Annotated in this window: 8 protein-coding genes, 3 rRNA genes and 1 pseudogene; 2 read left to right on the forward strand and 10 right to left on the reverse strand. The window is 67.2% G+C overall.

Translation table 11 applies throughout. The features are described from left to right. Window positions 1–10: 10 nt before the first annotated feature. From KIF24_RS18305 to KIF24_RS18320, 4 genes and pseudogenes are all read right to left on the reverse strand, one after another. Window positions 11–895 carry an NAD kinase gene (locus tag KIF24_RS18305; protein WP_221085094.1) on the reverse strand — a complete coding sequence of 295 codons (885 nt, stop codon included), beginning with the start codon at window positions 893–895 and terminating at the stop codon, window positions 11–13. A gap of 82 nt (window positions 896–977) precedes the next feature. Next, window positions 978–1,837: pseudogene (locus KIF24_RS18310) on the reverse strand (TlyA family RNA methyltransferase). Window positions 1,838–1,854: 17 nt separating this feature from the next. After that, window positions 1,855–2,115 (reverse strand): hypothetical protein, encoded by a 261-nt coding sequence (locus KIF24_RS18315; protein ID WP_221087675.1) that lies wholly within the window; start codon window positions 2,113–2,115, stop codon window positions 1,855–1,857. Window positions 2,116–2,145: 30 nt separating this feature from the next. After that, on the reverse strand, window positions 2,146–2,772 hold the full coding sequence (locus KIF24_RS18320; protein ID WP_221085095.1) for a phasin family protein: 627 nt from the start codon (window positions 2,770–2,772) through the stop codon (window positions 2,146–2,148). A 112-nt stretch (window positions 2,773–2,884) separates the two neighbouring features. On the opposite strand from KIF24_RS18320, the gene KIF24_RS18325 reads away from it, so the two are divergent. Further along, window positions 2,885–3,223 (forward strand): SCP2 sterol-binding domain-containing protein, encoded by a 339-nt coding sequence (locus tag KIF24_RS18325; RefSeq protein ID WP_221085096.1) that lies wholly within the window; start codon window positions 2,885–2,887, stop codon window positions 3,221–3,223. A 15-nt stretch (window positions 3,224–3,238) separates the two neighbouring features. Here KIF24_RS18325 and KIF24_RS18330 read toward each other — a convergent pair whose 3' ends face one another. Both KIF24_RS18330 and KIF24_RS18335 read right to left on the reverse strand, forming a co-directional pair. Continuing rightward, window positions 3,239–4,258: an HAD-IIA family hydrolase gene (locus tag KIF24_RS18330; RefSeq protein WP_221085097.1), complete on the reverse strand. Its 1,020-nt coding sequence runs from the start codon at window positions 4,256–4,258 to the stop codon at window positions 3,239–3,241. Beyond that, window positions 4,255–5,196, reverse strand: a complete 942-nt coding sequence (locus tag KIF24_RS18335) for a tetratricopeptide repeat protein (RefSeq protein ID WP_221087422.1) — start codon at window positions 5,194–5,196, stop codon at window positions 4,255–4,257. The genes KIF24_RS18330 and KIF24_RS18335 overlap by 4 nt, the downstream gene beginning before the upstream one ends. A 309-nt stretch (window positions 5,197–5,505) precedes the next feature. Here KIF24_RS18335 and KIF24_RS18340 point away from each other — a divergent pair, with 309 nt between their 5' ends. Further along, entirely contained in the window at window positions 5,506–6,597 is a 1,092-nt protein-coding gene (locus KIF24_RS18340; RefSeq protein WP_221085098.1) for a hypothetical protein, read from the forward strand. Window positions 6,598–7,019: 422 nt separating this feature from the next. Here the strand turns inward: KIF24_RS18340 and rrf are convergent. The 4 genes from rrf to tyrS form a co-directional block, all read right to left on the reverse strand. Next, window positions 7,020–7,136: ribosomal RNA gene (rrf, locus tag KIF24_RS18345) — 5S ribosomal RNA — on the reverse strand. Between the two features lie 96 nt (window positions 7,137–7,232). After that, a 23S ribosomal RNA gene (locus KIF24_RS18350) occupies window positions 7,233–10,346 on the reverse strand. A gap of 386 nt (window positions 10,347–10,732) precedes the next feature. Then, window positions 10,733–12,250: ribosomal RNA gene (locus KIF24_RS18355) — 16S ribosomal RNA — on the reverse strand. Together the 16S, 23S and 5S rRNA genes form the textbook arrangement of a ribosomal RNA operon. A 641-nt stretch (window positions 12,251–12,891) precedes the next feature. Further along, window positions 12,892–14,181, reverse strand: a complete 1,290-nt coding sequence (gene tyrS, locus KIF24_RS18360) for a tyrosine--tRNA ligase (protein ID WP_221087423.1) — start codon at window positions 14,179–14,181, stop codon at window positions 12,892–12,894. Window positions 14,182–14,260: the final 79 nt, after the last annotated feature.

Consider the following 14,260-nt stretch of genomic DNA (forward strand, 5'->3'; position numbering starts at 1 on the left):
GCGGCGGCGGTCAGCGGCGGTTGCCCCGCCAGCCGTGCACCGGCAGGTCGAACTTTGCCACCAGACGGGCGGTGAACGAACGGTCCCGCAGCCGCACGACCCGCACCGGCAGGGCGCCCCGCCGGACGGTGACCCGGGCCCCCGGCGGCAGGTCGTAGACCCGCCGCCCGTCGCAGCACAGCACCGCGAGCGTGGTGAACGGGTCGACGGTGATCGAGAACGTCGAGGTGGGCGCCGTCACCAGCGGCCGGCTGAACAACGCGTGCGCGCTGATCGGCACCAGCAGCAACGCCTCCACCTCCGGCCAGACCACCGGTCCGCCGCCCGAGAAGGCATACGCCGTGGAGCCGGTCGGCGTGGCACAGACCACCCCGTCACAGCCGTACCTTGACAGGGGGCGACCGTCGACGTCGACGAGCAACTCCAGCATCTGGGCCCGCTCGCCCTTCTCGACGCTGATCTCGTTGAGTGCCCACGACTCGATCGTCGGCCCGCCGTCGAACTCGGCGGTGACATCGAGGGTGAGCCGCTCGTCGACGCTGTAGTGGCGCCCCACCACGTCACGGACCGCGACGTCGAGATCGTCGATCTCCGCCTCGGCGAGGAAGCCGACCTTGCCGAGGTTGATGCCGAGCAGCGGCACCTTCGCCGGCCGGGCCAGCTCCGCGGCGCGCAAGAACGTGCCGTCCCCGCCGAGCGCGAAGACGATCTCGGCGCCCTCGGCCGCCTCGGGCCCCGTCACCGGCACCACACCCGGCAGGTCGAGGTCCTCGGCCTCCTCGGCGACCACCCGGACCTCGAAACCGGCGGCGATCAGGTCGGCGGCGACCGTACGGGCATGCTCGGTGCTCCGCCGACGGCCGGTGTGCGTCACCAGCAGCGCCGTGCGGCTCACCGCGACACCCGCCCGGCCCGGGTCGCCCGGCACCTCGAACCGTGCTGGTTCACTCGCTGACCGTCCGACCGCTCACGCTCGCTCACCCGGCCACCTCCTCCGTCGCCCCGTCCGGCCCGTCGCCGAACATCGCCGGGCCTGGCGGCCCGGCCGCCACCACGGCCCGCACCCGCTCCGGGTCGGCCGGTGACGCGTCCCGGCGTAACCATACGAAGAACTCGACGTTGCCGCTCGGCCCGGGCAGCGGGCTGGCGGCCAGGTCCACCAACCCCAGTCCCAACGTCGCGGCTGCCGCCGCGACATCGAGCACCGCCTCGGCCCGCACGCCCGGATCGCGGACCACCCCGCCGGTGCCGACCCGCTCCCGGCCCACTTCGAACTGCGGCTTGACCATCAGCGCCAGGTCGCCGTCGGCCCGGGTGCAGGCGACCAGCGCGGGCAGCACCAGCCGCAACGAGATGAACGACAGGTCGGCGACGGTCAGACCGACCGGGCCGCCGATCACCTCGGGGGGCAGCGCCCGGACGTTGGTGCGCTCGAAGACACGCACCCGCGGGTCGTTCCGCAGCGACCAGGCCAGCTGGCCGTAGCCGACGTCGACGGCGACCACCTCCACCGCGCCGGCGCGCAGCAGGACGTCGGTGAAGCCACCGGTGGACGCGCCGGCGTCGAGGCAGCGCCGGCCGGTCACGACCAGCCCGGCGGGGACGAACGCGGCAAGCGCGCCGGCCAGTTTGTGCCCGCCCCGGGAGACGTACTCGGAGATGGGATCGGCGCCGGTGACCAGCAGCGGGTCGGCGGGGTCGACCATCGCCGCCGCCTTGCGGGCCGGCACCCCCGCAGCCGGACCCGGCCCGCCTCCACCAGCGCGACCGCCTGCTCCCGGGAGCGGGCCAGGCCGCGGCGGACGAGTTCGGCGTCCAACCGGTTACGACGTGCCATGGGGTGGGCGGCCCTCCTCAGTCCTGGTCGATGGTGGCCAGTGTTTCCCGCAACGTCTGGTACGCGGCCTCGTACTGGGGAATCTGATCGGCCGGAGCGAGAGCCGCGGCATTGACGATCGCCTGCACCGCGGCGTCGACCGCCGGGTGACCGGCGTCGTCGCCCCGTCGGCGGCCCACGGCTGCGGCGGGGTGACCGGACGTGGTCCGGGCCGTGGCGCGCTCACGCCGCCACTCCGCGCCGCCCGGTCGGACCGGCGCCGTGCCCCGCACGCCCATGACGCAGCACCGCGCCGCACCGGCGCCCGCTCACGCGGCACTGTCCGGTCGCGACCCGCGCGCCGGTGCGGCCTTCGCCGGCCGGACGGCCGGGTCGCCGTCGGCGGTACGCGCGACAGTCCCGGGCGTCTTCTTCGCGACCGTCTTCTTGGCCACGGCCTTCTTCGCGACCGCCTTCTTGGCGACCGCCTTCTTCGCGACCGCCTTCTTGGCGACCGCCTTGGTGGCCAGGGCCTTCTTCGCGACCGCCTTGGTGGGCGGGGCGGCAGCCGCGGTCGCCGGGGTGCCGACGGAGGGTGCTTCGGCCGAGGCACCGGCCGGCGTCGCAGCCGGTGCGGCGCGGACACCGGACACGCCGGGCGCTCCACGAAGCTGACGCTCCAGCTCGCGTACCCGGCGGTCGAGTTCGGCGACCTCCTCGGACGTGGCCAGCCCCACCGCGCCGAGCGCCCGCTCGACCTCGAACCGCACCAGCTTGGTCAGCGCCTCGCGGTTCGCCGCGCCGGTCGAGCGCAGCTCCTCGGCGAGCGTCTGGAGCTGTGCGGCGGTCGCTCCGGTCGAGCCCATCGCCCGGCGTACCGCATCCTGCGCCTTCTTCCGGGGCGCCTCCGTCAGGCCCATGGCCAGTTCGAGGTAGGCGCGCCACGCGTCCTGCATGCCTGAGTCCTTTCGCCCGGCGGATCTGCAGGTGTCACGCTACCGGGCCGCCGGGACCACGCCGTGCGGTACCGTGCCCGGGAGACGACGGTGGTGTGGCGAGGAGGCGAGGGTGGCCAGCGTGGACGAGTGTCGGCAGGCGTTGCAGGATCTGGCCGCCCGCCTCGAACGCAACGCGGAGACCGTCCGGGAGCGTGTCGACCTGGACCGCACCCTGGCCTGCCGGATCACCGATCTGGAAACCGCATTCCATGGCCGGATCACCGACGGGCGTCTGGTCGGGCTCACCGACGGCGACGACCCGAAGGCCAAGATCGCCATGAGCACCACCAGTGACGACCTGCTCGCCCTGGTACGCGGTGACCTCGACGTCACCCGCGCGGTGGCCAACCGCCGTGTGTCGATCAAGGCGAACCCGTTCGACCTGATGAAGCTGCGCAAGCTCCTCTGAGTCGACCGGGCCCGGTCAGGACGCCAGGCCGAGGTCCTCCAGAGCCTCCGCGGCCTCGGGGGACGCCGACCGGGGCAGGCCGGCCGGATGCCGCGACCAGGCCGCCGCGCAGAGCGCCGCGAGCGCGTCCAGCGGACGCCCCGAGCCGGACAGCTCCCACCCGTCCGCGCCGGACAGCACGTGCCAGCCGCCGGTGGCCCCATCCGGCGCCGGCACCCGCACCACCTCGGTCGGGTCGAAGAGCCCGGTCAGGTCCCGGGAGACGAACGTCGGTCGGTGCGGCGGCGCGGCGGCGAACAGTTCGGCCACGTCACTGACCCCGGTGAGGACCAGCAGGCTGTCCAGCCCGGCCCGGTTGGCGCCCTCGATGTCGGTGTCCAGCCGGTCACCGACGACCAGCGTCCGGCCCCCGGCGACCCGCCTGGCGGCGGTGGCGAACAACTCCGGCGCCGGCTTGCCGACGATCTCGTCCGGGTCCCGGCCGAGCGCGGTGGCCAGGGCGGCGACCAGCGCGCCGTTGCCCGGCAACGGTCCCCGCCCGCTGGGCAGGGTCCGGTCGGTGTTGGTGGCGATCCACGCCGCGCCGCCGCGTACGGCCACCGCCGCCTCGGCCAGGTCGGCCCAGCCCACCTGCGGGCCGTACCCCTGGATCACCGCGACCGGCGAATCGTCCGCGGTGGTGACCGGGGTCAGACCCACCTCGCTGATCTCGGCCCGAAGTGCCTCGGCACCCACCACGAGCACCGGCGCGCCGGCGGGCAGCCGCTCACTCAACAGTTGGGCGGCAGCGGCGGCGCTGGTGAGCACCTCCTCCGGTCGTGCCTGCACGCCCATCCCGATGAGCAGGTCGGCGACATCGCCGGGCCGCCGCGAGGCGTTGTTCGTCGCGTAGGCCACGGCCCGGCCCTCACCGTGCAGCCGGGCGACCGCCTCGACCGCGCCGGGGATCGGCTGGTCGATGAGGTAGATCACCCCGTCCAGGTCGAAAACGACCAGGGCGTAATCGTCGACCAGCCGCTGCCCGGTGCCGCTCATCGCCGCTGCGCCTCCGGCTCCTCGGACCCGTCGTCCTCCCGGCGATCCCCGGCTTCCGACGACGCGACCACCGGGTCCGATTCCTCGCTTCCGGCCACCTCACCGCCGGCCGGATCGGTACCGCCCGGGTCGTTGACCGTCAGGTCCGCACCCGTCGGGCCGTCGACCGTCGGGGAATTGGCCGCGACGTCGCCGTCGGCGGGGTCCTCCCCGATCGGCTCGACGAACGCTGCGGCCGTCTCCCCGGACAGGTCGACGTCCGGCTGGGCGGGCACGGCGCCGGGAGCGCCGGGATCGGCGGCCAGTTCCTCGGCCACCTCATCGTCGTCGCCCTCGATGACCACACCATCGAGTTCGAGCAGCCGTTCGGCCGCGTCGGTCTCCGCCTCGGTGTCCACCTCGGCCGCGCGGGAGAACCACTCCCGCGCCTCGGCACGCCGTCCGACGGCCAGCAGCGCGTCGGCGTAGGCGTACCGCAGCCGGGCCGTCCACGGCTGTACGGCGTCGTTGGTCAGGTCGGGCACCTGGAGCATCGCCACGGCAGCGTCCCGCTGGCCGAGGTCGCCCCGCGCACCGGCGGCCACGATCAACAGTTCGATCGCCATCGCCGGTTCCAGCTTCTCCTGGTCCGCGCCGCGGAACAGGTCCACGGCGCGTTCCGGCCGGCCCAGCGCCCGCTCGCAGTCGGCAATCACCGCGAGGTGGCTCTGCACCCCGGTCATCCGGTGGTACGTCCGCAGCTCGGCGATCGCCGACTGCCACTCTCCCGCATGGTACGAGGCCAGACCGACCGCCTCCCGGACCGCGGCGATACGCGACGCGAGCCGACGCGCGGCCAGCGCGTGGGCAAGCGCCTCGGCCGGGTCCTCGTCGATCAGTTGCCCGGTCGCGACAAGATGACGCGCAACGGTCTCCGCGACCGGCTTCGCCAGCGACAGCAGCTCGGCACGGACATCCTTGTCCAGGTCGGTCGCGACGATCTCGTCGGGCAGCACGGGAGCCTGCGCATCCCTGTCGTCGGCCCGCTCGGACCGGTCCCGGTCGTCACGCCACGCCGGGCGACGCTCACCACCACGCTCGTCCCGGAAGCCACGATCCCGCCGCTCACCGCCACGCTCGTCGGCCCCGCGACGGAAACCGCCGTCGCGACGCTCACCTGAGCCACCGGTGCCACCCGGCGCGCGGTCCCGGTCCCGGAACCCACCGTCACGACGCTCACCGCCACGGAAACCCGACGCGCCACCATCGTGAGAACCACCGTCACGACGGTCACCGCCACGGAAACCCGAGGAACCACCGTCACGGCCACGGAAGCCCGAACTGCCGCCGTCGCGGGAACCGCCGTCACGACGGTCACCGCCGCGGAAGCCCGAACTGCCGCCGTCGCGGGAACCGCCGTCACGACGGTCACCGCCGCGGAAGCCGCCCTCACGGCGGTCCGCCCCGAAGCCACCCTCACGACGCTCACCACGGAAGCCCGAACTGCCGCCCTCACGGCCACGGAAACCCGAACTCCCACCGTCGCGGGAACCACCCTCGCGACGGTCACCGCCACGGAAACCCGAGGAACCACCGTCACGGCCACGGAAGCCCGAACTGCCGCCGTCGCGGGAACCGCCCTCGCGACGGTCACCGCCACGGAAACCCGAACTGCCGCCGTCGCGGGAACCGCCGTCACGACGGTCACCGCCGCGGAAGCCGCCCTCACGGCGGTCCGCCCCGAAGCCACCCTCACGACGCTCACCACGGAAGCCCGAACTGCCGCCCTCACGGCCACGGAAACCCGAACTCCCACCGTCGCGGGAACCACCCTCGCGACGGTCACCGCCACGGAAACCCGAACTGCCGCCGTCGCGGGAACCACCCTCGCGACGGTCACCGCCACGGAAACCCGAACTGCCGCCGTCGCGGGAACCGCCGTCACGACGGTCACCACCGCGGAAGCCGCCCTCACGGCGGTCCGCCCCGAAGCCACCCTCACGACGCTCACCACGGAAGCCCGAACTGCCGCCCTCACGGAAACCACCCTCGCGACGGTCACCGCCACGGAAACCCGAGGAACCACCGTCACGGCCACGGAAACCCGAACTGCCGCCGTCGCGGGAACCACCGTCACGACGGTCACCACCGCGGAAACCCGAGGAACCACCGTCACGGCCACGGAAACCCGAACTGCCGCCGTCGCGGGAGCCGCCCTCGCGACGGTCACCGCTGCGGAAGCCGCCCTCACGACGGTCCGCCCCGAAGCCACCCTCACGACGGTCAGCACCACGGAAACCCGAGGACCCGCCGTCACGACGGTCACCGCCACGGAAGCCGGCGGTGCCGCCGCCGGATAGCCGGTCATCGTTCCGGAAGCCGCCGGAGCGTTCCCCGCTGTCGCGCCGGAAGCCGCCCGGGCGGTCGTCGCTGTTGCGGCGTTCGCCACGGAAGCCACTGGATCGGTCTCTGTCGCCGTAGCCGCCCTCACGACGGTCACCATCCCGGCGGAAGCCGCCGGACCGGGAACGGTCCCCACCGTCTCCGCCGGCACCGCGTCCACCCTCGCGGGAGCTACGCTCTCCGCCCCGGTCATCGCGGTACGACGGGCGATCGCCACGACGGGAGGCGCCGCCGCGGTCTCCGGGGCGACCCTCGTAGCCCCGGGAACGGTCTCCGCCCTGAGGTCCTGAACTCACTGGTACATCCTTCCTAAGTGCGCACATGGCGCAACGCAGTCGAGGGCCGACCCGATTCCGGGCGGCCCTCGACTGTGACGTGTGTCCGGCGGTGTCCTACTCTCCCACACCCTCCCGGGTGCAGTACCATCGGCGCTGGAGGGCTTAGCTTCCGGGTTCGGAATGTGACCGGGCGTTTCCCCTCCGCCATGACCGCCGTAACCTTATCAACATGTCAAACAACACCACACCAACCAAACTACCGGCGGGTTTGTTTGTTTGTTGTGAGTTACACAGTGGACGCGAGCAGAATCTTCGTGAGCAAGTCCTCGGCCTATTAGTACCGGTCAACTGAACCCGTTACCGGGCTTACATTTCCGGCCTATCAACCCAGTCGTCTAGCTGGGGGCCTTACCCCACCAAAGGTGGGTGGGATACCTCATCTTGAAGCAGGCTTCCCGCTTAGATGCTTTCAGCGGTTATCCCTTCCGAACGTAGCTAACCAGCCGTGCCCCTGGCGGGACAACTGGCACACCAGAGGTTCGTCCGTCCCGGTCCTCTCGTACTAGGGACAGCCCTTCTCAAGTATCCTACGCGCACGGCGGATAGGGACCGAACTGTCTCACGACGTTCTAAACCCAGCTCGCGTACCGCTTTAATGGGCGAACAGCCCAACCCTTGGGACCTGCTACAGCCCCAGGATGCGACGAGCCGACATCGAGGTGCCAAACCATCCCGTCGATATGGACTCTTGGGGAAGATCAGCCTGTTATCCCCGGGGTACCTTTTATCCGTTGAGCGACACCGCTTCCACACGCAAGTGCCGGATCACTAGTCCCGACTTTCGTCCCTGCTCGACCCGTCAGTCTCACAGTCAAGCTCCCTTGTGTACTTGCACTCAACACCTGATTGCCAACCAGGCTGAGGGAACCTTTGGGCGCCTCCGTTACCTTTTAGGAGGCAACCGCCCCAGTTAAACTACCCACCAGACACTGTCCCTGAACCGGATAACGGTCCGAAGTTAGAAACCCGAATCAACCAGAGTGGTATTTCAAGATTGCCTCCACACATACTGGCGTATGCACTTCACCGGCTCCCACCTATCCTACACAAGCTAACTCAGATACCAATGTCAAGCTATAGTAAAGGTCCCGGGGTCTTTCCGTCCTGCCGCGCGTAACGAGCATCTTTACTCGTACTGCAATTTCGCCGGGCCTGTGGTTGAGACAGTGGGGAAGTCGTTACGCCATTCGTGCAGGTCGGAACTTACCCGACAAGGAATTTCGCTACCTTAGGATGGTTATAGTTACCACCGCCGTTTACTGGCGCTTAAGTTCTCCGCTTCGCCCCCGAAAGAACTAACAGGTCCCCTTAACGTTCCAGCACCGGGCAGGCGTCAGTCCATATACATCGAATTACTTCTTCGCATGGACCTGTGTTTTTAGTAAACAGTCGCTTCCCCCTGCTCTCTGCGGCCATACAACGCTCCACCCGCACGGGGCTTCACGTCTCCGGCCCCCCTTCTCCCTAAGTTACGGGGGCAATTTGCCGAGTTCCTTAACCACAGTTCGCCCGATCGCCTCGGTATTCTCTACCTGACCACCTGTGTCGGTTTGGGGTACGGGCCGCTCAGAACTCGCTAGAGGCTTTTCTCGGCAGCATAGGATCACTGACTTCACCTGAATCGGCTCGGCATCACGTCTCAGCCTTCATGCACCACGGATTTGCCTATGATGCGGCCTACACGCTTACCCCGGCACAACCACCGGCCGGGCTCAGCTACCTTCCTGCGTCACCCCATCGCTTGACTACTACCCGCCAGGTTCCCACGCTCCCCACCCTCAACCCGAAGGCCTTGGACAGTTCGGATGGTTAGCACAACGAAGTTCATCACGGGCGCTCCTTCGCGGGTACGGGAATATCAACCCGTTGTCCATCGACTACGCCTCTCGGCCTCGCCTTAGGTCCCGACTCACCCAGGGCGGATTAACCTGGCCCTGGAACCCTTGGTCATCCGGCGGAAGGGTTTCTCACCCTTCTTTCGCTACTCATGCCTGCATTCTCACTCGTGCCGCGTCCACAACTGGGTCACCCCGCTGCTTCACCCCCGGCACGACGCTCCCCTACCCACCCACACACCTGGATGCGCCCCCAAAGAGACACACCAAGTCACATGTGAATGCCACAGCTTCGGCGGTGTGCTTGAGCCCCGCTACATTGTCGGCGCGGAACCACTTGACCAGTGAGCTATTACGCACTCTTTAAAGGATGGCTGCTTCTAAGCCAACCTCCTGGTTGTCTATGCGACCCCACATCCTTTTCCACTTAGCACACGCTTAGGGGCCTTAGCTGGTGATCTGGGCTGTTTCCCTCTCGACTACGAAGCTTATCCCCCGCAGTCTCACTGCCGCGCTCTCACTTACCGGCATTCGGAGTTTGGCTGATTTCGGTAAGCTTGTAGGCCCCCTAGACCATCCAGTGCTCTACCTCCGGCAAGAAACACACGACGCTGCACCTAAATGCATTTCGGGGAGAACCAGCTATCACGGAGTTTGATTGGCCTTTCACCCCTAACCACAGGTCATCCCCCAACTTTTCAACGTTGGTGGGTTCGGCCCTCCACACGGTCTTACCCGCGCTTCAGCCTGCCCATGGCTAGATCACTCCGCTTCGGGTCTAGAACATGCGACTCAAACGCCCTCTTCAGACTCGCTTTCGCTACGGCTCCCCCACACGGGTTAACCTCGCCACATGCCACTAACTCGCAGGCTCATTCTTCAAAAGGCACGCCGTCACCCCGCAAGGCTCCGACGGATTGTAGGCGAACGGTTTCAGGTACTATTTCACTCCCCCTCCCGGGGTACTTTTCACCATTCCCTCACGGTACTCGTCCGCTATCGGTCACCAGGAAGTATTTAGGCTTACCAGGTGGTCCTGGCAGATTCACGGCAGATTTCAGGAGTCCGCCGCTACTCGGGAACACCCACAGAAGACCAGCTGCTTTAACCTACCGGACTATCACCGTCTACGGTCAGCCATTCCAGACCATTCAGCTAACAACTGGCTTTATCACTCCTCACACGAGTGTCAGCCCGTGTCGCAGGGTCCCACAACCCCGACCACGCAACCCCTGACAGGTATCACACGCAACCGGTTTAGCCTCAATCCGCTTTCGCTCGCCACTACTCACGGAATCACTATTTGTTTTCTCTTCCTACGGGTACTGAGATGTTTCACTTCCCCGCGTTCCCTCCACACACCCTATGAGTTCAGGTGCAGGTGACACCACATGACTGATGCCGGGTTACCCCATTCGGACACCCTGGGATCACAGCTCGGTTGACAGCTCCCCCAGGCCTATCGCGGCCTCCCACGTCCTTCATCGGCTCCTGGTGCCAAGGCATCCACCGTTCGCCCTTGACAACTTGACCACAAAGATGCTCGCGTCCACTGTGCAATTCTCAACAAACAACCAACCCACAACCCACCACCCCACACCAGCCCGACAACCGCCGGCGGTATGCGAGACAAGGCCATGCCTGGCAACCACACCAAAACCACAAAAAGGGCCTCAGCATCGGTTCCGAAGAAACCAACCCCACAGGATTGTTCCTTCAGGACCCAACAGGGTGCTCTCCGCCATCCCCAGCCGCACCAAACCCCCCGTTCCACACCAACCCCGAAAGATCAGCAGTACTAGAAGAACCCGGCCGTTGCCGAAGAAAAACTCACCAGTGTCTCCGCCATCCGAGCACCCCGACCCAACATCCGCAGGCCGCGGGCCCCATACCAGCTTTCGCCGGATGGTGCTCCTTAGAAAGGAGGTGATCCAGCCGCACCTTCCGGTACGGCTACCTTGTTACGACTTCGTCCCAATCGCCAGCCCCACCTTCGACGGCTCCCTCCCACAAGGGGTTGGGCCACCGGCTTCGGGTGTTGCCGACTTTCGTGACGTGACGGGCGGTGTGTACAAGGCCCGGGAACGTATTCACCGCAGCGTTGCTGATCTGCGATTACTAGCGACTCCGACTTCACGGGGTCGAGTTGCAGACCCCGATCCGAACTGAGACCGGCTTTTTGGGATTCGCTCCACCTCACGGTATCGCAGCCCATTGTACCGGCCATTGTAGCATGCGTGAAGCCCTGGACATAAGGGGCATGATGACTTGACGTCATCCCCACCTTCCTCCGAGTTGACCCCGGCAGTCTTCGATGAGTCCCCGCCATAACGCGCTGGCAACATCGAACGAGGGTTGCGCTCGTTGCGGGACTTAACCCAACATCTCACGACACGAGCTGACGACAGCCATGCACCACCTGTCACCGGCCCCGAAGGACCCCACATCTCTGCAGGATTTCCGGCGATGTCAAACCCAGGTAAGGTTCTTCGCGTTGCATCGAATTAATCCGCATGCTCCGCCGCTTGTGCGGGCCCCCGTCAATTCCTTTGAGTTTTAGCCTTGCGGCCGTACTCCCCAGGCGGGGCGCTTAATGCGTTAGCTGCGGCACAGAGAACCGGAGAGGCCCCCCACACCTAGCGCCCAACGTTTACAGCGTGGACTACCAGGGTATCTAATCCTGTTCGCTCCCCACGCTTTCGCTCCTCAGCGTCAGTATCGGCCCAGAGACCCGCCTTCGCCACCGGTGTTCCTCCTGATATCTGCGCATTTCACCGCTACACCAGGAATTCCAGTCTCCCCTACCGAACTCTAGCCTGCCCGTATCGACTGCAAGCCCGCAGTTGAGCCACGGGTTTTCACAGTCGACGCGACAAGCCGCCTACGAGCTCTTTACGCCCAATAAATCCGGACAACGCTCGCGCCCTACGTCTTACCGCGGCTGCTGGCACGTAGTTGGCCGGCGCTTCTTCTGCAGGTACCGTCACTCACGCTTCGTCCCTGCTGAAAGAGGTTTACAACCCGAAGGCCGTCATCCCTCACGCGGCGTCGCTGCATCAGGCTTCCGCCCATTGTGCAATATTCCCCACTGCTGCCTCCCGTAGGAGTCTGGGCCGTGTCTCAGTCCCAGTGTGGCCGGTCGCCCTCTCAGGCCGGCTACCCGTCGTCGCCTTGGTAGGCCATCACCCCACCAACAAGCTGATAGGCCGCGAGCCCATCCCAAGCCGAAAAACTTTCCACCACCAACCATGCGGCCAACAGTGAATATTCGGTATTAGCCCCGGTTTCCCGGGGTTATCCCAAAGCCTAGGGCAGGTTGCTCACGTGTTACTCACCCGTTCGCCGCTCGAGTACCCCGAAAGGCCTTTCCGCTCGACTTGCATGTGTTAAGCACGCCGCCAGCGTTCGTCCTGAGCCAGGATCAAACTCTCCAACAAAAACCTGTCGAAACAGCCATCCCAGCAACAAACAAAAACATCTGCTGCCAAAAGAAAACCCGAACCAAACAGACCACAACAGCCCATCCAGCCCAAGCCACAAAACAATTGGCACTGGCATATCAAGCACCCTGTTGAGTTCTCAAAGAACAACCACACACCATCAGAACACCCACCAACAGCAGGCACCCCTCCGGGGCCACACCACACCCACCTCACAGCGGGCACTTTTACCACGTTACCCGATGGTATCTGCCGCGTCAAACCGGCTGCTGCCGCTTTGTCGGGCTTCAATCCATTTCTCCGGGCACCACCAGGCGGACCGACTTTCGTCGTTTGCCTGGTGGTTTCGGCAGGCCGGCCGCTGCGGTTTCCCGCCAGCTCGCCCGGTGCCCTGCCAACGGCCAACCATACCCGGTTGGTTCCGCCTCACCAAATCCGCCTCGCGGCGATCCTGGGGCACCACCCGGTCTCGGTCTCGGTGGGCGTACCCATCCGAGCCGAGAAGGTCGACCTGCGCTCCGGCCTGAGGTCTTTCGACGCTTTCGTCCGTTCCGCGCTGGCAGAGAGAAAGTTACGCGCCCGCCGGATCGATCGTCAAATCCGCCGGGCGCGTCCCGCGTCACATCGTCGACCGGCGGCTATCCGTCCAGCTCCACCCCGGCAAAGGAGCGCTTGCCGCGGCGCAGGACGAGGTAGCGCCCGTGCAGGAGGTCGTCGGGAGCCATCACCGCATCGGCCTCGGTCACCCGGTTGTTGTTGACATAGGCGCCGCCCTCGGCGATCACCCGCCGGGCCTCCTTCATGCTCGGGACCAGGCCGGACTCCTTGAACAGGGCAGCCACCTCGGGGAACTCGCCGAGGCGTACCAGGCCGGCCTCGGTGAGCGCGGCGCGCAGGGTCACCGGGGACAGGTCCTCCAGGGAACCCCGCCCGAACAGCGCCTGGCTGGCGGCGACCACCTGCGCCATCTCGCGCTCGCCGTGCACCAGCGTGGTCAACTCCTCGGCGAGGGCGCGCTGGGCGGCCCGGGAGGCCGGCCTCTCGGCGGTCTCCTTCTCCAGCGCCTCCAGCTCTGCGCGGGAACGGAAGCTGAAGTAGCGCAGGTAGCGACCCACGTCCCGGTCGTCGACGTTGATCCAGAACTGGTAGAAGGCGTACGGGCTGGTCATCTCCGGATCGAGCCAGATCGCGCCGCCCTCGGTCTTGCCGAACTTCGAGCCGTCCGACTTGGTCACCAGCGGCGTGGTGAACGCCTGCACCGGCCCCAGGCCGCGACGCCGGACGTAGTCGACGCCGGCGGTGATGTTGCCCCACTGGTCGGAGCCGCCGAACTGGAGCTGGCAGCCGTACCGGCGGTGCAGCTCGAAGAAGTCGTGGGCCTGCAGCAGCTGGTAGCTGAACTCGGTGAAGCTGATGCCGCTCTCCAGCCGGGCCCGGACCACCTCCCGGGCCAACATCCGGTTGACCGGGAAGTGCTTGCCGACGTCGCGCAGGAACTCGACCACCGACATCTCGGCGGTCCACTCCAGGTTGTTGACCAACCGGGCGGCGGCCTCACCGGTGTACGACACGAAGGGCGCGAGCTGATCACGGATCCGCCGCACCCAACCCGCCACGACCTCCGGCGGATTCAGGGTCCGCTCCGCGCTCTCCTTGGGGTCGCCGATCTGCCCGGTCGCGCCGCCGACCAGCAGCAGCGGCCGATGTCCGGCGAGTTGGAGGCGCCGGGCGGTGGTGACCTGCATCAGATGGCCGACGTGCAGGCTCGGCGCGGTCGGGTCGAAGCCCACGTAGAAGGCGGTGGCTCCGGGACCGTCGAGCAGCGCGCGCAGCTCGTCGGGGTCGGTGGAGTCCTGGATCAGGCCACGCCACCGCAGGTCGTCGGTCAGGGAGTCCCGCCCGGCCGGCGGGAGGTTGCTGTCGGTCACGGTCACCGATTGTCCCCCATGAACCCGATCCAGCCCTACCCGGTTCTGCCACCCCACCCCCGGTTAGGCTGGTCGGCGC

Origin of the sequence: Micromonospora tarapacensis (genome assembly GCF_019697375.1) — a bacterium.
GTDB classification, from domain to species: domain Bacteria; phylum Actinomycetota; class Actinomycetes; order Mycobacteriales; family Micromonosporaceae; genus Micromonospora; species Micromonospora tarapacensis.